We start from the raw sequence: 21,146 nt of genomic DNA, 5'->3' as shown, positions 1-21,146 counted from the left end.
TTGATTGATTAATAGATATTTTGCATCATTGCACCCTACAACACCAGTCAGAACTTTTTCCCAGCAGGCAGCCTCATGATTCCACGTATTGCCGAGATCAACGCCACTCAATCACTGTATCTCGACTTCATCGAAACTCTCAAGCGTAGTGGTTTTGAGGGCGATCTGAATCCCGATTATGCCAACCGGGTGGTGCTGTCGACCGACAACAGTATCTATCAGGTGCTGCCACAGGGCGTCATCTATCCAAAGCGAACCGAGGATCTGGTCAGAATAGCCAGACTGGCAGAAGAGGAGCGCTTTCAGTCAGTTGTGCTCAGCGCACGAGGCGGCGGCACGGGCACTAATGGTCAGTCGCTGACGGATGGACTGGTGGTGGATGTGTCCCGGCATATGAACCGGATACTCGAGATCAATCCCGATGAGCGCTGGGTAAGGGTGCAGGGTGGTGTGGTCAAGGACCAGCTCAATGCGGCACTCAAACCTTACGGGCTGTTCTTTGCGCCGGAGTTGTCGACCAGTAACCGCGCCACCATTGGCGGTATGATCAATACTGATGCCAGTGGGCAGGGATCTGTGCTGTACGGTAAAACACGTGACCATGTGCTGGATCTGACCAGTGTCTGGCTGGGGGGTGATATCTGGCACTCAGCACCCTTGGAAGCCGGTGAGCTTGAGGTCGCGAAAACCCAGCCGGGTAAAGTCGGTGAGATTCATCGGCTGCTGGACGAGATTCATCGGGATCAGGCCGAGTTGATTGATGCGTGCTTTCCCAAGCTGAATCGTTGCCTGACCGGTTATGATCTTGCGCATATTTATGATGAATCGGGTCGTTTCAATCTGAACTCCATTCTCTGCGGCGCCGAAGGTTCTCTGGCGTTTATTGCAGAGGCGCGCCTCAATGTGCTGCCGATCCCGACCTATTCGGCGCTGGTCAACGTCAAGTACGACAGTTTCGAATCATCGCTTCGAGATGCCAAGTCACTGATGGAGTGGCAGCCAACATCGATAGAAACCATCGATTCCAAAGTACTCAATCTGGCGATGGGCGATATTGTCTGGGATACCGTGCGTGACTATTTTCCGCAGCGTGATGATGAGCCGGTGATTCAGGGGATCAACCTGATCGAGTACACCGGTGAAGATGAAGCAGAGCTAAAAGGAAAGGTAGAGCGTCTGTGTCAGCATCTGGATGCGGTATCCGGTCAAGCGGGTAAAAGCTTTGGGCATAGCGTGGTATACGGTTCAGCCGAGATCAACAAGGTTTGGGCAATGCGCAAGAAATCGGTCGGGCTGCTGGGTAATACCCAAGGGCAGAAGCGTCCGGTACCTTTTGTCGAAGATACTGCCGTGCCGCCTGAGAATCTGGCGGATTTCATTATGGCATTTCGTAAGGTGCTGGATGATCAGGGGCTGCAATACGGGATGTTCGGTCATGTTGATGCAGGGGTGCTGCATGTCAGACCGGCACTGGATATGAAAGATCCGGAACAGGAGAAGTTGATTCGCAGTATTACCGATGAAGTAGTGAAGCTGACCCGCCAATACAAGGGATTGCTGTGGGGCGAGCACGGTAAGGGGGTACGTTCAGAATACGCGCCTGAATTCTTTGGCGAACTCTATCCGCAGCTACAGCGGATCAAGGCGGCCTTCGATCCGCGCAATCAGATGAATCCCGGCAAAATTGCCACGCCTGCAATAGAGGGCGTTGAGCTGCTGAAGATAGATGGGGTGCCGACTCGCGGTCGTCATGACCGGCAGATCAGTGCCGTGGTTCGTGAGCAGTATGATTCGGCCATGAACTGCAATGGTAACGGCGCCTGCTTTAACTATGACCCGAATGATGCGATGTGCCCGTCATGGAAGGGCACTCGTGAGAGGGTGCATTCACCCAAGGGTCGTGCATCGTTGATTCGCGAATGGCTGCGTCTGCTGGCGGAGCAGGGCAGTGATCCGGTTGCCGAAGCAGGGCATATCCGCAGTCGAAGCTGGTTATCTAGCCTGACAGCAAAAGTTAAGAATACGCTGGGTCGGCGTCGCGGAGAGTATGATTTCTCGCACGAGGTGCATGAAGCGATGATGGGATGTCTGGCGTGTAAATCCTGTGTCGGGCAATGCCCGATCAAGGTCAATGTACCGGACTTTCGCGCCCGTTTTCTGGAGCTTTACTATGGCCGTTACCTGCGTCCTGTGAAGGATTACATGGTGGGCAGTCTGGAGTATATGATACCTGTCGTTGCCAGGTTTCCGGCACCTTATAACCTGCTGATGAATAACCCTTTCAGCCGTGCCGTGATGAAGCATGTTGTCGGTCTGGTCGATAGCCCTCAGATCTGCCGTTTCAGCCTGAAACAGGGACTGAAGGCGCGCTCCATCGACTGGGCTACACCGGAGGTGATTGCTGCGTTGAGCCCCTCGCAAAAAGCGCGCAGCGTGATTCTGGTTCAGGATGCCTTCACCAGTTATTTTGAAACTCAGTTGGTGCTGGATCTGGCCGATCTGCTGACGCGTCTGGGCTTCAACCTTCTGGTAGCCCCTTTCAAACCCAATGGAAAGCCGCTGCATGTACATGGTTTCATGCAGAAGTTCGAGCAAGCCGCACAGGATAATGTGGCAATGTTGCGAGCACTGGAAGCCAGCGGTGTGCCATTGATTGGTCTGGACCCCTCCATGACGCTGACTTACCGCCAGGAATATCGTGAGTTTGTCAGCGGAGAGTTGCCTGAAGTGCAGTTGCTGCAGGAGTGGCTCAGTGGCGAGATTGAACGTCTGAATCTGGCTGACAAGTTGCCTGGTGGTTCCTATCGGTTGTTGGCGCATTGCACTGAGAAAACATCAGCAGCCCCTTCATTACGCCAATGGCAATCGATCTTCTCTGCAATGGGGCAGGAACTGGAGATCATGTCTACCGGATGCTGCGGCATGTCGGGTACATTCGGACATGAGCGCGAAAATCTCCGCCGTTCAGAGGATATCTATCGCTTGAGCTGGGGCGAGATCGTTAATGACAAGCGGATCAACGGTAATCTGATGGCGACAGGCTACTCCTGCCGCTCTCAGGTGAAGCGCATGGATCGACAGCAGTTGCCGCATCCGGTTCAGGTACTTCTGGCTATCCTCAGTCAGCGCGTGAATCAATGAAGATTTTTGCCATCAATATCAGTCATTCGTTGTAGTGCAATCAGCGGTATGATCAGACACACTGACCCATCAGTTAAAAATGTAGAAGGAGAATTGAATGGACGATCTGTTACCTGAGCTCTGTGACCAATTTCCTGAATTAGTCAGGGTGGTTGAACCGATGTTTGTTAACTTCGGTGGCCGTGAAAGTTTTGGTGGTGAAATAGTTACCATCAAGGCTTATGAAGATAACTCGCTGGTGCGCGAACAGGTGGCTGAGCCGGGTGAGGGCAAAGTACTGGTCGTGGACGGTGGTGGTTCAATGCGCCGGGCAATGCTGGGCGATATGCTGGCAGAGAAGGCCACGCAGAATGGCTGGGAAGGAATTCTGATCTATGGCTGCATCCGCGATGTGAATGCGATAGGAATGTTGGATCTGGGTGTGCAGGCGCTGGGCAGCCATCCGATGAAAACTGACAAGCGAGGACTGGGTGATCTGAACGTGCCACTGGTTTTTGGTGGTGTCACCTTCATGCCGGGTGAGTATGTGTATGCTGATAATAACGGTGTGCTGGTATCGGCACAGCAACTGACGTTGGAAGATAACTGATCTATTGAAAATTAATCTTCTGTGAAAGTTAATGTATTACATGATGAATAAAAATTTTACTATGTAATTCAATGACTAATCACCTACATGCAATAAATTTATTCACTTTTTCAAAATATTCATTAGCGTGATGCTCGATAGAGTGCTAATGTTAGTCATAGCGACGTGTCTCTGCTGTATTTTCAACTTAAATGAACAGGGATTATTAAGATTACGTTGCTGTTGCTCGGTTAAGCTCAGTATCACAGTGTCCCCTTCCTGACATCGATACCTGAGTTACAACATGACATTGCAAGACCCTGCCGCTTCACTGGTCACCCCTTCGCTAGTGAAGCGGCTTCTTTTTTATCAGTCACTTATCCCGCACTCCTCATTTCGTTTCCTCATCAGTGATCGATGATTTCCAGCGATTAACCAGACTTTGTCTTATCTGTGCATCACAGGTTGCATTCAACCAGTACTGAAGTAGCATTAAACTAATCAGATCAGCCCTTTAGTATAGTGTTCATGTACCAGGGGTTGGTGCTCGATGTCTGGTGGAAACAGGGGGGGCTCAGATGAATGCACCATATATGATAGAACCGGTCCAGACGGCCGCATCCCGCCAGACTGATTCCGCGCTTGCCGCCAGCGAACTGGCAGCACAATTATCCGACCCGGCATTGGGGTTTGTGCTGTTCTTCTGTTCGGCTGAGTATGACCTTGCCTCACTGGCCAAGTCTCTTGAGCAGTCGTTAGTGGGTATTAAAGTCATTGGTTGTACGACTGCCGGCGAAATCACATCACATGGGTATGAGCAGCACTCGATCACTGCCCTGGGATTTAATCGACACTGTTTTGCGGTAGATGCCGCGCTGATTGAATCCTTGGATCAGTTTGGCCTGGTGCAGGCTCAGGCTCTGACAGAGTCACTGATCGCCCGCTGCCTTGAGCATCGGGTTGCGCCCATTAAAGGCCACAGCTTTGCCATAACCCTGCTGGATGGCCTGTCCAGTCAGGAGGAGATGGTATTGCTGGCGCTTAATTCGGCACTTGGCAGTATTCCACATTTTGGTGGCTCAGCGGGTGATGATATTCATCTCGCCAACACCCATGTCTATTTTGATGGCGCGTTCCATACGAAAGCGGCAGTTGTTATTCTGATCAACACCTTGTTGGATTTCGAGGTTTTCACGACTCATCACATGCTTCCTCTCCAGCATAAATTCATCGTAACTCAGGCAGATCCGGCTACCCGCACCGTATTTGAGTTGAATGCTGAGCCTGCTGCCGAGGAGTATGCGCGTCTGGTGGGTGTGCCGGTGGAGGCACTGGATCATCAGATGTTCGCACTTAATCCGCTGGCGGTGCGCATCGGTCAGGAGTTTTATGTGCGCTCCATTCAGCGTGTTAACCCTGATCTGAGTCTGACTTTCTATTGCGCCGTGGAGAATGGAATTGTGCTCACGGCTATGGAGCCTGGCGATATGCTTCCAAATCTTGAAGCGGAGTTTCAGCGCATCGAGGCTCAGATAGGAGCGCCGTTGATTACCCTGGGCTGTGACTGTTTTCTGCGTAAGCTGGAAGCGCAGTGTCGGGGAACCCTGACTGAAACATCTGATTTTCTGGTCCGGCATCGTGTTGTGGGGTTCAATACCTATGGGGAGCAGTTCGATGGTATGCATATTAATCAGACCTTTACTGGTGTGGTGATCGGCAGGAATCAACGTCATGTCTGATGCGGACCGTATCAGGCAGCTCGAACAGCGAGTCGAATCGCTGGAATATGAAAACGCCAAGTTGGAGCGCATGAAGAATGCACTGATCGAACGTGTTGAAGGGAGTAGTGGCAGTGCGTTGCGCACAGATGCCTATGCCGCTTTTGAGCACTCGGTAGTGCTGGCCGAGCAGGTGCGTGAGCGCACCGAAGCGCTGAACACCGCTCTGGGTGATCTCAAGCAGAGTAATGAATCGCTCAAGCGTGCCAATCATGAGGCTGCAATTGCACATCAGCGCCTGATTGATGCTATCGAGAGCATATCTGATGCGTTCGTGCTGTTTGATCGTGAGCGCAGGATCGTCCTGTTTAACAGTAAATTTCGTGAATACTGGGCTGGCACCGGCACGGAGATCGAATGCGGCATCACTATCTCGGATGTCAAGCGTCTGGCAGATGAGCAGGGGTTGATTGCTGAGGAGCAGATCGGCCACGACCATGCAACGGTCTATCGACTTTCCAACGGTCGCTGGGTGCAGATGAGTGAGCGGATCACCGGAGATGACGGGTTGGTCATCCTGTATAACGATATCACTGCGCTCAAGGCCAGTGAGGCCGCTCAGCGCGAGCAGGCACTGGCACAACAGCATGCAGAAACCCTGCGTGAGAGCGAACGCTGGATTCGCCTGATTACGGATCATGTCCCCGCTTTGATCGCCTATGTCGGTGATGATCTCTGTTATCAGTTTACCAATCAGGTTTATGACGACTGGTATGGCTGGCCCCGCGGTTCTTTGCTGGGCGAAACCATTCAACGGGCCCATGGGGTGCAGCAGTTTGTCAGGCTGCAGCCCTATATTGAGCAGGCGTTACTGGGCGAAAGCGTCACCTTCGAGATTGACGAGCATAATGCGGCCGGTCAGCTGCGGCATATGCTCAAGTCTTATGTGCCCAATCGGGAGGCTGATGGGAAAACTGTCGGTTTATTCGTTCTTATTCGTGATATCACCGAGCACAAGCAGACGGCGTTGGCGCTGCAGGAGGCGTATCAGCACCTTGAACAGCGTGTACGTGAGCGTACCTCCGAGTTGACCGAAGTGAATCAACAGATGCGCCAGGAGATCAGCGAGCGGCGAGCTGTGGAGGGCAGGTTGCGTGAGGCCAAGCAAGAGGCTGAGCGGGCAAATCTGTCAAAAACCAAGTTTCTGGCGGCTGTCAGTCATGACCTTTTGCAGCCACTCAATGCAGCGCGCCTCTTCACCAGTGCGCTGCTCGAGCAACCTGTGTCTGGTGATGTGGCATCACTGGTACATTCTGTCAGTCATTCACTGGAGGATGTGGAGAGCTTGTTAGGCACGCTGGTGGATATTTCAAAGCTGGATGCAGGTGTTGTAAAGCCGGATGTATCTACTTTTAAAATCAATGCATTAATGGATAATATTGCTGCAGAATATAAGCATATCGCCAGTACTGAATCTCTCAGTTTCAGCTATCATCCGAGCGCTGCAGTCGTCATGAGCGATATGACTCTGCTGGCACGTATTCTGAGGAATCTATTGTCGAATGCTGTGCGCTATACACCAGCCGGTGGACGCATTCTACTGGGCTGTCGTCGCTCTGCCAGCACATTGAAAATCCAGGTGTGGGACACGGGGTGCGGGATTCCTGAGGATAAGCTTGAAGAGATTTTTCAGGAGTTCAAGCGTGTACAACAGTTCCGGCCAGTACAGGATAAGGGGCTGGGGCTGGGGTTAGCCATCGTCGACAAGATATCGAAGATGCTGTCACATCCGATCAGCGTCCGCTCCGAGGAGGGTAAGGGTTCCCTCTTTACCGTTGAGGTTCCACTGGGTGTACTGGCTCCGGCTGCTGATCAGGCATCTGAAGCTCCGATTGGTCTCGATCAGCAGTTACAAGGCAGTCGCATCTGGATGATCGATAATGATCCGGCTATCTGCAAAGGGATGCAGGTGCTCTTGTCCGGTTGGGGATGTGACGTGCGAGTCGCGACTGGGCTGGAGGCACTTCAGGCGCAGTTAGACACAGCGTCCGAGGCGGTCGATCTGCTGATCATGGATTATCATCTGGACAATGATGTCAGTGGTATTGAGGTGGTCAATGAGTTGGTGCGATGTCGTGGTGAGCCACTGCCAGTATTGATGATCACGGCTAACTACAGTAATGAGCTGAAGCAGGAGATACGTGAGCGAGGCTATCTGCTGCTGCATAAACCGGTACGGCCCATGAAGCTCAAATCGGCGCTGAGTCATATGCTCAAGCATTGAGTCTCCCGGGTCGGCAATAGCTATAGTGCTTGCCGATCCGGGATTTAATGCTCTCAGATGTAAAAAATGCTGAGGGTTATTGGATGAGGGTTAAACGCTGACGTGCAGGCGAACGTCAATATTGCCGCGAGTTGCATTTGAGTAAGGGCATACCTGATGAGCTTTGGCAACCAGCTCATTAGCAGCAGTTTCATCCATACCCTGCAGGCTGACATATAGATCAGCATCCAGACCAAACCCGCCCTCTATCTGACCTATACCGATCTCTGCACGCACCTGTGTGCTATCTGGCAGTGTCTGTTTGAGTTGTGCGGCAACAAACTTCATTGCGCCAATAAAGCAGGCTGAATAACCGGCAGCAAACAGCTGTTCCGGGTTGGTCGCACCACCGTTTCCGCCGAGCTCACGCGGAGCAGACAGTTTGACTTCGAGCAGGCCATCATTAGATTTTGCCTGACCATCCCGACCGCCGGTTGACGTAACGACTGCTGTGTAGAGAGTTTTCATAATATAGCGTTCCTGTTTTTTGATTTTTGATTCATGGTTAATGGTTAACGTGGAGGCATCATAATCAATATTAATATTGTATGCAAGTATCTTGTATAAATAATAAGTGCGCGAAATATAATCTGGCAATCTATTGCAAGCCCTGATTGGAGAGGGGACAATGCACGCAGTCCCGAAAAGTGATGATAGAACTGAAAATGAAAACACTACCGCTTGATGATCAACTCTGCTTTGCGCTCTACAGTGCGACCAATGCGCTGGTCAGGCGTTACAGACCGCTGCTTGAGCCTTTTGATCTGACTTATCCGCAGTATCTTGTGATGCTTGCTCTGTGGCAGCAGGATGATGTCAGCCTGGGAGAGCTGGGCAGGGCGACGCTGTTTGACTCAGGGACACTCACACCGCTGGTCAAGAAGCTGGAGCACAAGGGAGTGTTGCAACGCCTGCCGTCACCTGATGATGAGCGAGTGAAACGTGTTGTATTAACCGAGGCAGGCAAGGCGCTGGAAGCAAAGGTGACCCCTGTGATGGAGGAGATGCTCTGCCTGGTCTCGCTGGATAAAGAGGGGCTGGTTCAGTTGCGCACTCTGGCACGTCAGGTGCAGCGTGATATCGAACGCTGGGAGCAGAACAAGAATCAGCCAGCCTGATTCAACGACGCAGATACTGCGAAAAGTTGATATCGCTGGCTGACAGTATCGCCTGGACTCGGTTGTGTACACCCAGCTTCCTGAGAATGGCCGACACATGCGCCTTGACGGTGGTCTCTGCGATATTCAGGTGGTAGGCGATCTGCTTGTTGGATTCTCCCTTTGCCATGCGCTCCAGAACCAGTAACTGTCTGCGGGTAAGAGACTCAAGCAGCTCAGGAGGCAGTGGTGTCTGCTTCTGGTTTCTGCTGCGATCAGGATCGCTGCGAGTGGAGCGGATGATTTCTGAAGGCAGATACACACTGCCATTGAGAATCTGCGTCAGTGCTCGGGTCATCTCTTCACGGGATGAGGATTTGCTGATGAAGCCGACCGCGCCATAAGTGATCGCCTGAAGAACAATCTGCTTGTCATTCTCTGCCGAGACTATCACCACCGGGATGGTCGGTGCCTGATTTCTCAGGCTCATCAATCCACTCAGCCCATGCATGCCCGGCATATTCAGATCCAACAGAATCAGATCGATATCATCCTGCTCGATTGCTTGGGCGAGTGCAGTGTCCAGATCATACGTTTCCTGTGTCTGACTGTCTGGAAAAGCCGCCTGAATGACGTTGGTGATTGCCTCACGAAACAGCGGGTGATCATCAGCTATCAGTATCTTGTACAAGTCTGGCGCTCCTGCTTATCTTTATTATTGTGGACTATTATACAGCATCTACAACCCTGGTCAGATCCAACCAAGGAATTTCCACCAGAGATAATCCAGCGGCACCAGCAATAACAGGGTAATGGCGACTAGTGGAAGGGTGAGCTTAAGCGTTGAGATCACCGACTCGCGCGCCAGCAGCATTGCGACTACCAGTGGCCCTGACTGATAAGGGAGCAGGATAGTAGAAAACCCTATTACCTGAGTCATCAGTACAGCCTCCAGACTCCAGCCCGACTGTTGTGCGAGATCGCCGGCAATGGGTGTCAGTACCGCAGGCACGCCAGGTAGCGTTGTGAAGATACCGGTCAGGAAAGCGCTCAGGATCAGGGAGATGAAGTTGACGAAATCTCTGCCTGGTGCCAGTGGTAAGACATTGATCAGCGCTTCGCCCAGCATGGCGCCAAGCCCGGTGGCATTGATAATGGCGCCCAACCCCAGAATCGCCGAGATAAACAGCAGAATGCCCAGATTCACCTGCGCGGCAAAGCTTTTACTGTCGACAACGCCGACGCGGGGCAGCAGCAGAAACACTGCTGCACTCAACCCCACCCATGCCGGGTTGATGCCATGAAAAGAGTCTGTCATCCAGAAGAACAGTGCGGCAGACAGCACCATAATCAGCAGCTTCTGAGCGCTATTGAGAGCGCTGGGCTGGCTGAAATCACTCGGGTGAGGCTTAACCTGATCAGGGAAAAAACGCAGTATCAACCAGATCACCAGTGCCGCCTTGACCACACCGAGCAGAGGGAAGTGCAACAGCAGGTAGGAGGTATAGTTAAAGCTGGTGCCATAAATGGTTTCAGCAGCACCGACCAGCACCATATTGGGAATGTTGGAGGGCAAAATAGCAAAGGTTGGCAAATGGCAACCAAAGGCTGCGGCCAGCGCAACGCCGGTACGCCCTTTGCTGCCGGATGCAAGCTGGCATCGATCAGCCAGGGCCATGGCGATAGGCACCATCATCACAGCGCGGCCAATAGAGGAGGGCATGAAAAAACCCAGTACCACACAGGCGATGACGATACCGCTGATCAGCATCGGGTAGCTGTGCTCAAGGTTACGCCCAAGCGTACCGGCGATGCGATCGCCAAGGCCGGTATCCTTGATGGCAGCGCCCAGCACCATGCCGGAGAAGATCAACCAGATCGCTGTCGATGTAAAGCCAGAGAACACAACAGATGCATCGGCGACATTGAGCAACATCGCCGCCAGAAAAAACAACAGGGCAGTCAGGTACTCCGGCAGCAACGCCGTTGCCCAGAGAGTGATGGCCATAACGACCAGGCTCAGAGCAAGAGTCTGCTCCTGTGACAACATGGCAGGCGGGAACAGCACCAGTATCAGGCATGCCAATGCCATTATGATGACCAGTAGAGGCTGTATCCTGATTGTCATGACTATACCTTTATCATCAAATGTTTACAGGTAACTATTAATGCGCAGCCTTCTCGACTTTTTCTGCCTGTTTCTGCAGTCGATACATCTTCTGATAGCGTCCTTTCGGATGTGTCATCAACTCTTTGTGGCTTCCCATCTCGACCAGTTCGCCCTGTGACAGCACCAGAATCTGATCTGCATCGCGAATGGTCGACAAGCGATGGGCTACAACGATCAGTGTCACCTCACCACGCAGGTCGTTAAGGGCACGCTGCACCACCTGCTCTGTTTCACTGTCGACATTGGCTGTTGCTTCATCCAGCAGCAGAATTCTGGGAGCGGCGGCCAGCGCTCTGGCAATGATCAACTGCTGTCGCTGTCCGGCAGACAGGCGAGTGCCTCGTTCACCCAGATAGGTATCATATCCCTCGGGCATCGCTTCGATGACCCTGTTCAGATGCGCTTTTCGGGCTGCTGCTTCAATCTGCTCACGCGGGAGATGGCGGCCCATATCGATATTGTCATGGATCGTCCCGGACATGATAAAGGGTTCTTGTGGAATAAACCCGATACCCAGTCGCAGGGCCTCATGTCCATATTCGGCCAGTGGGCGATCATCGATACAGATCTGACCGCTCTGGGGTTGGTAAAAGTTCAGAATCAGCTTCAGCAGTGTGCTCTTGCCACTGCCGGTATGGCCGGCAATCGCGTAGAACTGTCCTGCCGGGATTGTGACCGACAGACTCTTTATGGCGGGTTTGTCTGCCTCATAACTGAAATCAAGATTAGTCAATGCCAGCGAACCGTGATCAATGGCCAGTGAGCTGTCGGGATAGTGCTCCTGAGGTTCCTGCAGCAGCGTGTGGACTCGGCCACCCGCAACAATCGCCTGCTGGTACAGATTAAAGCGCTGAGTGATCTCGGCCAGTGGCTCGGTAAAACGTCCCAGATAGTTAATGAAGGCATAGAGCACGCCGATTTCGGCAACACCCATTACAACCTGTGTGCCGAACAGATGCAGAATGCCCGCTATCACCAGCACGCTGATCAGGTCAATGGCAGGGCGCAACAGAGCAGCGCCAACCTTGACTGTGCGCATGCGTGCTTTGTAATAGTGACCGTTCAGTTGTTCAAAGCGTCCCGTGAAGCGCTGCTGCTGATTCACGGCCTGGATCACATCCATCCCGGCAATCGACTCACTGATCTGAGCGTTGATATCGGATCTGAGCTGGCGAGTACGCGCGACGGCAGCACCACTGAGTCGCTGATAGATATAGATGACTGCAATAATGGTTGGAATCAATGTCAGGGCGATCAGCATCAATTGCACATCCAAAAGAGACATCGCTATGATGATGCCGATCAGGAGTATCACATTGCTCAACACCACCGATAAAAACTGCACATACAGATCCTTGATCGCTTCGGTGTCGTTAGTGATGCGGCTGACCAGCTGCCCGGTGATGGCATGATCAAAATAGCGCATCGGCACCTTGAGCACATGTGCAAACACGCGTTGTCGGATATCCAACACGGCGGCCAATGCCATATCGGTGAACTTCAGGGTCTGATGGTATCTCAACCAGGCCGCCAGTAGCTGACTGACCAGGTACGCCACCAGAAGACCAGCCAGAGGCGCAACCGCAAAGTTGTTCTGCATCAGATAGTCATCGATGAAGATCTTCGCCAGAATCGGGCCAAGCACATCGGCTGCGGTTGCCAGTAGCAGCAATCCCACCGCCTTGAACAGTAACCTGCGGTCACGATGGATGTAGTCGAACAGCAGGCGAAATGCCGAGTGACGACTGTCTTTGTCCAGAGTCGCTTCTGTTGTGGAGTCATGCATCCAGGGTTGCCTCCAGTTTCTGATACACCCACATTCTGGCGTACCAACCATCCTGTCTGATCAGATCGGTGTGTGAGCCTCGTTCACTGACATGGCCCTGTGTCAGTACCAGTATCTCATCGGCGTGCTCCAAAGCAGACAGGCGATGGCTGATGATGATGGCACTCGACTTTGATGTCGGGTTCTGGTCAGGCTGATGGCGCTGACGCTGTTGCAGATGTGCGATAATTTGCTGCTCAGTTTCAACATCGACTGCCGACAGGGCATCGTCCAGAATCAGCAGTGGTGCACCGCTGAGCAGTGCGCGTGCAATCGCCAGACGCTGGCGCTGTCCACCGGATAGCGTCATGCCTCGCTCACCGACAGGAGTTTCATAACCCTGTTTGAAGCGCAGGATGTCCTCATGAATGGCGGCAGTTCTGGCGGCTGCTTCTATCTCTTCGCGACTGGCATCGGGCCGGGCGAGGGCGATATTGTCTGCGATACTCATGCTGAACAGAAAAGGCTCCTGTGGCACATAAGCAAAGCAGCGTCGCAGTTCCTGAAGGGGGTAGGCCGACAAGGGCTGGTTCCCCAGCAGTAACTGATCTGTCTCGGCACTATCGCGATAGCGCATGATCAGTTGAATCAGGGTGGTTTTGCCTGCACCTGTTGGCCCCGCGATGCCGAGCACCTGCCCAGATGGCAGGTTGAAGTTGATTCCATCCAGCGTGGCTTCATGACCACCGGGATAGGTGAAGCTCAGTGCTCTGGCCTCCAGAGAAAGATCGCTGACCGTTGCGATACCCTGATCAACTATTTCATCTGGCTTGATCAGCATCTCATCTACACGCTTGAAAGCGGCACTGCCGCGTTCAATGATATTGAGCAGCCAGCCGAAGGCAAACATCGGCCAGATCAGTTGGCCGAGATAAAGTGTAAAAGTGGTCAGCTCTCCAACCGTCAACTCGTTGCGTGCGATCAACCAGCCACCACACCCCAGTGTCAGCAGCACCGCCATGGTGAGGCAGATAAAGATCACCGGATCGTAGAGCGCCTCACTGCGTGCAACCTTGTAATTACTGCGTGCAGCACCCTCGGCCAGTTGATTGAAAGTGGCAGATTCAGACGCCTCGAGCCCCATCGCCTTGACCAGCGCAATGCCCGACAGCACCTCTTGAGTCTTGTCATTCAATGCTGAAAAACGCTCAAGGGCATCACGGAATTGATGATGGATGGCATTGGATATTCGATAGAAGGCAATCCCCATCAGCGGGAAGGGGAGCAGTGCCAGAGCAGTCAGGCGCCAGTCGATCAGCGCGAACATCATCACCAACACCAGTATGAAGGTAAGCAGCCCATCAAACCCAGACAGCACGCCTTCACCTGCAGCCAGCTCGACCGCATCAATATCGTTGGTTGCACGGGCCATCAGATCGCCAGTGTTGTGGCTGCTGAAAAAACGCTGTCCTTGATGCGTCAGGCGGGTATAAAAGCGTGAGCGCAACAGGTTGCCAAGGCGGTAAGAGGTACCAAACAGAATCCAACGCCAGGCCACACGCAACAGATAAACAGTCACACCCAGTGCCAGCAGGAAAAAGAGCGTCTGGTAATGCTCGGTGGCAAGTCCGTTGCCGGTATGGTTCATCAGCGTATCGACACTGCGGCCGATCAGCCAGGGTATCGTCAGGTTCAGCACTGCCACGAGTGTCAGCATCAACAGCGCAATCAGATAAGTGCGCCAGTTGTCTTTGAAAAACCAGGCGAGATGACGAAAAAGTGCCATTGTGCATTCCAGTGCATATTAGCGAAGAGGCGATTATGCCTGCTGAACAACCATCTGCCAATCTGACCCGAGCCATCTCCATGCTGGACAAATGTCAGATCCATACTATAAGAATTACTAATGCAATAACGTAAGTGATTGTAATGCTGTTTGCCCCATCATTTTTCCGTGACTAGTATCGGTATTGATGGTGATAAAAAATGCATCATCTGGTCATGCACTTTTCAGGTGCTGACAACTACCAAAAAAAATAAAGGGACCGTGCAATGCCACAAGTCATCAGGGCCTATGTGCGCTATGTGGATGCAGTTAATCGGGCAGTTGGCCGGTTTGCCATGTGTCTGATTTTTGTCATGATGGGTATCTTACTTTACTCATCTATCTCGAAGACGTTCTTCGTTCCTGCACTCTGGACCATGGAAATGGCCCAGTTCACGATGGTTGCCTACTACCTGTTGGGCGGCAGTTATTCCATGCAGATGGGCAGCCATGTGCGTATGGACCTGCTTTACGGCATGTGGTCGGATCGCACCAAAGCCTGGGTCGATTGTTTCACCATCTTTTTCCTGATTTTCTATCTCGGCGTTCTTCTCTACGGCGGCTTTAACAGTACTGAGTATTCGCTCCAGTATGGTGAGCGCAGTAATTCAGCCTGGCGACCCTATCTGTGGCCAATCAAGATCATCGCCTGTATCGGCATCTTCCTCATGTTACTGCAGGCGTTCGCCATGCTGTTTAAAGATATTGCCAAAATCAAAGGAGAAGAGCTCTGATGAGCTATGAAATGATCGCGTTGATGATGTTTGCCTCCATGATGCTGATGCTCATGACGGGGCAGCGCGTGTTTGCAGCCATCGGGATCGTTGGGGTAGTCGCCTCGATGGTACTGTGGGGAACTGGCGGCTCGGAGATAGCCTTCTCCGCCTCGATGAAACTGATGGGCTGGTATCCACTGCTGACCCTGCCGTTGTTCATCTATATGGGTTTCATGCTTTCGGAATCGGGCCTGGCCAACGATCTGTATGACATGTTTCATGTCTGGTTCGGATCGCTCAAAGGCGGGTTGGCTGTGGGCACCATCGTGATGATGGTGGTGGTATCGGCGATGAATGGTTTAAGCGTCGCAGGTATGGCGATCGGTGCAACGATTGCACTGCCGGAGCTGTTGCGCCGTGGGTATGACAAGATCATGGTTACCGGGGTGATCCAGGCAGGTAGCTCCCTCGGGATTCTGGTGCCGCCCAGTGTCGTGCTGGTGCTCTATGGCATGATTGCACGCCAGCCGGTTGGACAGCTATGGCTGGCCGGTGCGATACCTGGCCTGATGATGGCAGGTATGTTCATCATCTATATTGTAGTTCGCTGCAAACTGCAGCCATCGCTTGGTCCGGTATTGCCTGCGGAGGAACGCAACATACCGATGCTGCAGAAACTCAAGCTGTTGCAGGCGGGAATCGTGCCCTTCGCCATATTCTTTTGCATGACAGGTCTGTTCCTGATGGGCTATACCAGCCTGGTGGAAAGCTCGGCAGTAGGGGCAGGTGCAGCCACTGTGGCGGCGCTGGTTAAGCGTCGTCTCTCCTGGAAAGTCCTTGAAGCGACCGTGCGCAAAACGCTGGGCGTGAGCTGTATGTTCATGTGGATCATCCTGGCAGCCATGTGCTTTGGTGCCGTGTTTGATGGGTTGGGCGCAGTGCGCGCTGTTGAGACCTTTTTCCTGGATAATCTGGGATTGGGTCCTTGGCAGGTCTTGGTAATCATGCAGCTTTCATTCCTTCTGATGGGTACCTTTCTGGATGATACCGCGATGCTGGTCATCGTTGCGCCCTTGTATGTTCCACTGGTGGCAGCGCTCGGGTTTGACCTGATCTGGTATGGCGTGCTTTACACCATTACCTGTCAGATCGCCTATATGACACCGCCATTCGGCTACAACCTTTTCCTGATGCGTGCGATGGCTCCTCCGGAAGTAGGGCTGATGGATATTTACCGCTCCATCATTCCTTTTGTCATGATCATGGTGTTGGCGCTGGCGCTGGTGATGATATTCCCGCAGATCGCTCTGTGGCTGCCGAGTTTGCACTATGGTTAAAAGCAGGCATGGTTAAAAGCTGACATGTTTGAAAGCTGGCTGGTTAAAATCAGGCCTGTTTTTAAAGTAAAGACTGAGAAAAAACATAATGTCATGTAACCGTAAAAAAGCGAGGTATTCATCCTCACAGGGGGATGGAAAATAAATCCGGTGGCCATCGAGCCACATCAATAAAAAAAGGGATCCAGAACAATGACTAGCAGACGCGACTTTTTAAAAAAAGCAGGTGTGGCCGGTGTGGCTGGTGCAACCTTGGGCGCTCCGGCGATTGTGCAGGCACAGCGCAAAATCCGCTGGCGCTTTCAGACCTATGCCGGGCCAGCCTTGGGTGAGCATGTTATCAAACCCGCCATTGATGCCTTCAACAAGGCAGCCAATGGCGAGATGGAGATCGATCTCTATTATGCTGATCAGTTGGTGCCCACCAATGAGTTGTTCCGTGCGATGCAGCGCGGAACAATAGATGCTGTTCAGTCAGATGATGACTCAATTGCTGCGCCGGTCGATATCTCGGTATTCGGCGGTTACTTCCCCTTCGCCACTCGCTATAGCCTGGACGTGCCGGTGCTGTTCAACGACTGGGGCCTGAAAGAGATCTGGGAAGAGGCGTATAACGAGGTGGATGACGTGACTTGGCTCGGTGCTGGTGCCTGGGATCCATGCCACTTTGCCACTAAAGACCCGATCCGCAGCCTTGAAGATCTTCGAGGAAAACGTATCTTCACCTTTCCGACTGCTGGCCGCTTCCTCAGCCGCTTCGGTGTGGTGCCGGTTAATCTGCCCTGGGAAGATATCGAAGTTGCGATGCAGACCGGCGAACTGGATGGTATCGCCTGGTCCGGTATCACCGAGGACTACACCGTGGGTTGGGCCGATGTCACCAACTACTTTCTCACCAACAACATCTCTGGTGCCTGGTGTGGCTCTTATTTCGCCAACTCCAAAAAGTGGGATGAACTGCCGGATCATCTCAAAGAGCTGTTCAAACTCTGCATGGACAGTTCACACTACTACCGCCAGCACTGGTACTGGGGTGGTGAAGCACGCCTGCGTACCGAAGGCACCAAGCTTGAGCTGACCACCATCCCGGATGCTGAATGGGCAACAGTGGAAGCTGAAGCACTCAAGTTCTGGGACGAGATTGCCGAGACCAGCCCACGCTGCGCTCGAGTTGTACAGATCTTCAAGGACTATAACGCCATGATGACAAAAGCGGGTCGTCCTTACCGCTACAGCTGATCTCCCTCTGCCGCCAACCGGGTGCCAAACCACTCATTGCCCGGTTGCGCGGCCTTTTCTCCCGCCTTTGACATGCTAGAATGGTTCTTTACTATTTCATGGAGTGGTGTGGATGTCCGTTCAGCAAGCCTATAGCCAGACATTGGTCTTGATAGATTCAGCCAACAGTGCAGACCCGAATCAAGCGATCGACAACGGCAACTCCCGTCCTAAAGAGCAGCTCTATGCCGAGCGCATGACCGATATGCTGCTGCGCTTCAAACCCGATGCCGACGAACTTCAGCACTTGGCAGCCAGGGCCCAGCATATTGAGCGCTGGAAGACTCCCCGCAGCAATTACCCGATGGATAAACAGGGCTATATGCAGTGGCGAACCGGCCTTTATCGCTATCATGCCGATCGTGTTGGCGAGCTGATGCTGCAAAGCGGCTACGATGCTGACTCCATCGAACGAGTGAAGAAGGCGGTCGGCAAAAAGGGGATTAAGGTTAACCCGGATAGCCAACTGATAGAGGATATCGCCAGCCTGGTGTTTATAGAGCACTACATGCTCGATTTCGCACAGCAGCACCCGGAGTATGATGAGGCCAAATGGATCGGCATCATTCAGAAAACCTGGCGTAAAATGTCGGAGCAGGGGCAGGCTTTCGCACTCTCAGGTCAGCTCAAACTGCCTGAGCCGCTGGTGCCGGTTATTCAGAAAGCATTGGGAGTCTGATGCTGCCTTCATAGGCCAGATTGGCTCTGACCGGTTGCTGTAGGCATTCCACTCCCTTGATTCAGGAGGAGATACAGCATGGAAAAATTCACAGGCGGCTGTCTATGCGGAGATGTCAGAATTATCGCAACAGGACAGCCATATCGGGTCGGTATTTGTCACTGTCTCGAATGCCGTAAGCATCATGGCGCTCTGTTTCATGCGTCGGCTGTGTTCCCTCAGGATGCGGTTACAATCACAGGTGAAACTCGAGAGTACACCGGTCGGCATTTCTGCCCCCGCTGTGGCTCTACCATGAAATGGATCGCCATGCTTTTACTGACTGTGTCAATTGCTGTAAAAGCCGAAACTGAGCTGGCGTTTCAGTTGTGTTCTTCTTATATTCAGCAATCAGAGGTTGGTGCCCTGAGTGAAGAGGGCCGCTGGCCGGTTTACATCAAGCTGACCGAGCTCGGGACCTCAATTTTTGGTGAGTACACCACAGCTAATGTTGGCAGAATGATCCACTTGAAAGTCGGTGGCCATGAGTTTACGAGAGCAGTGATAGTGGTGCCGGTGAATACTGGAAATATTTGGGGCCAGTTCGACACTAAGGAAGAAGCGATGAGGTGGCAGGACGTTCTGGCAGGTGGTTTGCCTGCATATCCGTGTGGAGCGAGGACTCAGGATGATTAAAAGCGACATTATATCTCAGTTCGAAGCAAAGTTACTTCGTCCGGCGCAGTTGGACGGTGATCCTCTGTGGGCATTTGTCATTCTACCCAAGAGTGAGAGCGCAAAACTTCCCAGACGTGGAAGGACAACGGTAGAAGGTAGCATCAACGATCATGGGTTTCAGGCAACACTTGAGCCTGATGGGCAGTTGAGTCATTGGTTGAAGGTAAACCATAAACTACTCGAAATAGCAGGAGTCAATGCTGGTGACACTGTGACGCTTGAAATCAGGCCAGTAGAGCAAGAGCCAGAACCTGAGATGCCAACCGACCTGCAACAAGCCTTGGCAGCTGCTCCCGAGGCAGAAGCTGTTTGGAAGGATACAACCACCATCGCACGTCTGGACTGGATACATTGGGTTACTTCGGCCAAACAAGCCAAGACAAGGGCGAAGCGCATCGGTGACGCGTGTGACATGCTTGCTTCAGGAAAGAAACGCGTTTGCTGTTTCGATACATCCGGTTTCTACAGTAAAGCGTTAAGCGCACCCAAAGCTGCCGATTAAATCTCAAATGAGACCAGCAACTGGCCAAGCTATTTTTCTTCTGATGAAAGCCATTACTTTGCTCACCGTACCGATGGCCGCTGTCGGCATCGGCCGTGTCTGGGTGACCCATTGAGCTTGATACACGAAACGTCATGGGTCACATTTTTTACATAGTACTGACATTCAAACACAAGAGACTATTAAAGTTTCACGATCAGCTTGCCTTCGTTTCCACCCGTAAAGAACAGGTTTAAACCCGTTATGGCTGATTCGAGTCCTTCAAGTGTGTGCGCACGATATTTGATTTTTCCCTGTTGCACATAAGGTGTCAGTTTGGCCAGTAGTTGCGGTGCCTGATGTAGATGATCCGGCATGGTAAAGCCCTGAATCAGTAAACGCTTTTTGATGATGTTTATCCAGTTCGGCCCTGGTCTGGGCTCACTTGCGGTGTAGTCGGCTATCATGCCGCAGACAATGATGCGCCCGTGTGCATTCATGCGCTCAAATACCCTGTGCTGTATCGGCCCGCCGGTATTCTCGAAATAGAGATCGATGCCGTTGGGAGCGAGTTCGTCCAGTTTGGCATCAAGATCATCGGTCTTGTAGTTCACCGCACCGTCAAAGCCGAGTTCATTGATGATCCAGTCGGCTTTAGCATCACTACCGACGACACCGATAACGGTCAGGCCATCCGCTTTGGCCAATTGTCCGACTATAGAGCCTACTGATCCTGCTGCGCCAGAAACCACTAGCGTCTCACCGGGTTGTGGTTTGCCGATACTGTATAACCCTTGGGTGGCAGTTAAGCCTGGAAGAGCAAAGACTGACAGCAGCATTTCAGGTGGCAAGGATGCATCCACCTTATTGACGCCTTGGCCTTTGCTGACGGCCAGTTCCTGCCAGCCAAACATGCCCATGACACGGTCGCCTGTTGTGTAATCAGGATGTTTCGACTCAATAACCTCACCAATACCGGATGAGCGCATGACAGTGCCCAGTTCAACAGGTGGTATGTAGCTGTCAGTATCGGCAGACATCCAGCCCAGCATGGCTGGGTCCAATGACATGTGTGTCTGGCGAACCAGAAACTCACCTTCGTTAAGTGCAGGAACCGTTTTTTCTACGATTTCGAATAGCTCGGGTCCGATAGCGCCCTGTGGTCGGCCGATCAGGTTAATGGCTGTGTAGTGCTTCATAAATGTGACTCCTGAAATGCTTGCTATCAATTAGTCTGATTGTTTTGCTTGGTACCTATTATTGCTTTTATTAAATTGATATAAAGACCCGTTTGGGCGAATATCTATTGTCTTTAAAGCAATAATAGAGGC

17 protein-coding genes and 1 pseudogene are annotated in these 21,146 nt (G+C 52.3%); 12 read left to right on the top strand and 6 right to left on the bottom strand.

Translation table 11 applies throughout. The annotated features are described in order from the left end of the window. Positions 1-75: 75 nt before the first annotated feature. The 4 genes from ydiJ (at position 76) to ACK3CJ_RS11960 (ending at position 7,711) form a co-directional block, all read left to right on the top strand. Positions 76-3,141 carry a D-2-hydroxyglutarate dehydrogenase YdiJ gene (gene ydiJ / locus ACK3CJ_RS11975; protein WP_409522438.1) on the top strand — a complete coding sequence of 1,022 codons (3,066 nt, stop codon included), beginning with the start codon at positions 76-78 and terminating at the stop codon, positions 3,139-3,141. A gap of 97 nt (positions 3,142-3,238) precedes the next feature. Then, complete coding sequence (gene rraA, locus ACK3CJ_RS11970) at positions 3,239-3,730, top strand: ribonuclease E activity regulator RraA (protein WP_409522437.1); 492 nt, start codon at positions 3,239-3,241, stop codon at positions 3,728-3,730. Positions 3,731-4,287: 557 nt separating this feature from the next. Next, entirely contained in the window at positions 4,288-5,448 is a 1,161-nt protein-coding gene (nosP, locus tag ACK3CJ_RS11965) for a nitric oxide-sensing protein NosP (RefSeq protein ID WP_409522436.1), read from the top strand. Then, complete coding sequence (locus ACK3CJ_RS11960; RefSeq protein WP_409522435.1) at positions 5,441-7,711, top strand: PAS domain-containing hybrid sensor histidine kinase/response regulator; 2,271 nt, start codon at positions 5,441-5,443, stop codon at positions 7,709-7,711. Before nosP ends, ACK3CJ_RS11960 begins: the two co-directional genes overlap by 8 nt. Before the next feature lie 90 nt (positions 7,712-7,801). Here ACK3CJ_RS11960 and ACK3CJ_RS11955 read toward each other — a convergent pair whose 3' ends face one another. Next, complete coding sequence (locus tag ACK3CJ_RS11955) at positions 7,802-8,218, bottom strand: organic hydroperoxide resistance protein (protein ID WP_409522434.1); 417 nt, start codon at positions 8,216-8,218, stop codon at positions 7,802-7,804. A 197-nt stretch (positions 8,219-8,415) separates the two neighbouring features. On the opposite strand from ACK3CJ_RS11955, the gene ACK3CJ_RS11950 reads away from it, so the two are divergent. Next, the gene (locus tag ACK3CJ_RS11950; protein ID WP_409522433.1) at positions 8,416-8,868 is read left to right on the top strand and encodes a MarR family winged helix-turn-helix transcriptional regulator; all 453 of its coding nucleotides are present in this window, start codon (positions 8,416-8,418) and stop codon (positions 8,866-8,868) included. 1 nt (position 8,869) lies between these two features. On the opposite strand, the gene ACK3CJ_RS11945 is transcribed toward ACK3CJ_RS11950, so the two are convergent. Genes ACK3CJ_RS11945 through ACK3CJ_RS11930 form a run of 4 tightly spaced genes read right to left on the bottom strand, consistent with a single transcriptional unit; the run spans position 8,870 to position 14,568 of the window. Next, complete coding sequence (locus tag ACK3CJ_RS11945; RefSeq protein ID WP_409522432.1) at positions 8,870-9,538, bottom strand: response regulator; 669 nt, start codon at positions 9,536-9,538, stop codon at positions 8,870-8,872. 60 nt (positions 9,539-9,598) lie between these two features. Further along, positions 9,599-10,975, bottom strand: a complete 1,377-nt coding sequence (locus ACK3CJ_RS11940) for an SLC13 family permease (RefSeq protein ID WP_409522431.1) — start codon at positions 10,973-10,975, stop codon at positions 9,599-9,601. Between the two features lie 37 nt (positions 10,976-11,012). Beyond that, a complete protein-coding gene (locus tag ACK3CJ_RS11935; protein WP_409522430.1) occupies positions 11,013-12,803 on the bottom strand; it encodes an ABC transporter ATP-binding protein in 1,791 nt (596 codons plus the stop codon). Further along, positions 12,796-14,568 (bottom strand): ABC transporter transmembrane domain-containing protein, encoded by a 1,773-nt coding sequence (locus ACK3CJ_RS11930; RefSeq protein WP_409522429.1) that lies wholly within the window; start codon positions 14,566-14,568, stop codon positions 12,796-12,798. Before ACK3CJ_RS11930 ends, ACK3CJ_RS11935 begins: the two co-directional genes overlap by 8 nt. A 266-nt stretch (positions 14,569-14,834) precedes the next feature. On the opposite strand from ACK3CJ_RS11930, the gene ACK3CJ_RS11925 reads away from it, so the two are divergent. The 7 genes and pseudogenes from ACK3CJ_RS11925 to ACK3CJ_RS11895 all read left to right on the top strand — a co-directional run bounded on the left by ACK3CJ_RS11925 (position 14,835) and on the right by ACK3CJ_RS11895 (position 19,836). Continuing rightward, entirely contained in the window at positions 14,835-15,341 is a 507-nt protein-coding gene (locus tag ACK3CJ_RS11925; RefSeq protein ID WP_409522428.1) for a TRAP transporter small permease subunit, read from the top strand. Next, positions 15,341-16,660 carry a TRAP transporter large permease gene (locus ACK3CJ_RS11920; protein ID WP_409522427.1) on the top strand — a complete coding sequence of 440 codons (1,320 nt, stop codon included), beginning with the start codon at positions 15,341-15,343 and terminating at the stop codon, positions 16,658-16,660. Before ACK3CJ_RS11925 ends, ACK3CJ_RS11920 begins: the two co-directional genes overlap by 1 nt. Positions 16,661-16,852: 192 nt before the next feature. Further along, positions 16,853-17,899, top strand: coding sequence for a TRAP transporter substrate-binding protein DctP (gene dctP, locus ACK3CJ_RS11915; protein ID WP_409522426.1), 1,047 nt, complete (start codon positions 16,853-16,855; stop codon positions 17,897-17,899). A 112-nt stretch (positions 17,900-18,011) separates the two neighbouring features. After that, entirely contained in the window at positions 18,012-18,617 is a 606-nt protein-coding gene (locus ACK3CJ_RS11910) for a DUF4202 domain-containing protein (protein WP_409522425.1), read from the top strand. Positions 18,618-18,695: 78 nt separating this feature from the next. Further along, positions 18,696-18,860, top strand: a pseudogene (locus tag ACK3CJ_RS11905) (GFA family protein); the annotation flags it as partial. 51 nt (positions 18,861-18,911) lie between these two features. Next, positions 18,912-19,292, top strand: coding sequence for a hypothetical protein (locus ACK3CJ_RS11900; RefSeq protein WP_409526643.1), 381 nt, complete (start codon positions 18,912-18,914; stop codon positions 19,290-19,292). Beyond that, positions 19,285-19,836 carry a YdeI/OmpD-associated family protein gene (locus ACK3CJ_RS11895; protein WP_409522424.1) on the top strand — a complete coding sequence of 184 codons (552 nt, stop codon included), beginning with the start codon at positions 19,285-19,287 and terminating at the stop codon, positions 19,834-19,836. The genes ACK3CJ_RS11900 and ACK3CJ_RS11895 overlap by 8 nt, the downstream gene beginning before the upstream one ends. Before the next feature lie 182 nt (positions 19,837-20,018). Here the strand turns inward: ACK3CJ_RS11895 and ACK3CJ_RS11890 are convergent, their stop codons facing one another. Continuing rightward, entirely contained in the window at positions 20,019-21,014 is a 996-nt protein-coding gene (locus ACK3CJ_RS11890) for an NADP-dependent oxidoreductase (protein WP_409522423.1), read from the bottom strand. Positions 21,015-21,146 lie beyond the last annotated feature (132 nt).

Source organism: Nitrincola salilacus, from assembly GCF_046271865.1.
GTDB lineage: Bacteria > Pseudomonadota > Gammaproteobacteria > Pseudomonadales > Balneatricaceae > Nitrincola > Nitrincola salilacus.
The sequence above is the reverse complement of the archived record's forward strand: the minus strand, read 5'-3'. Positions and strand labels throughout refer to the sequence as shown.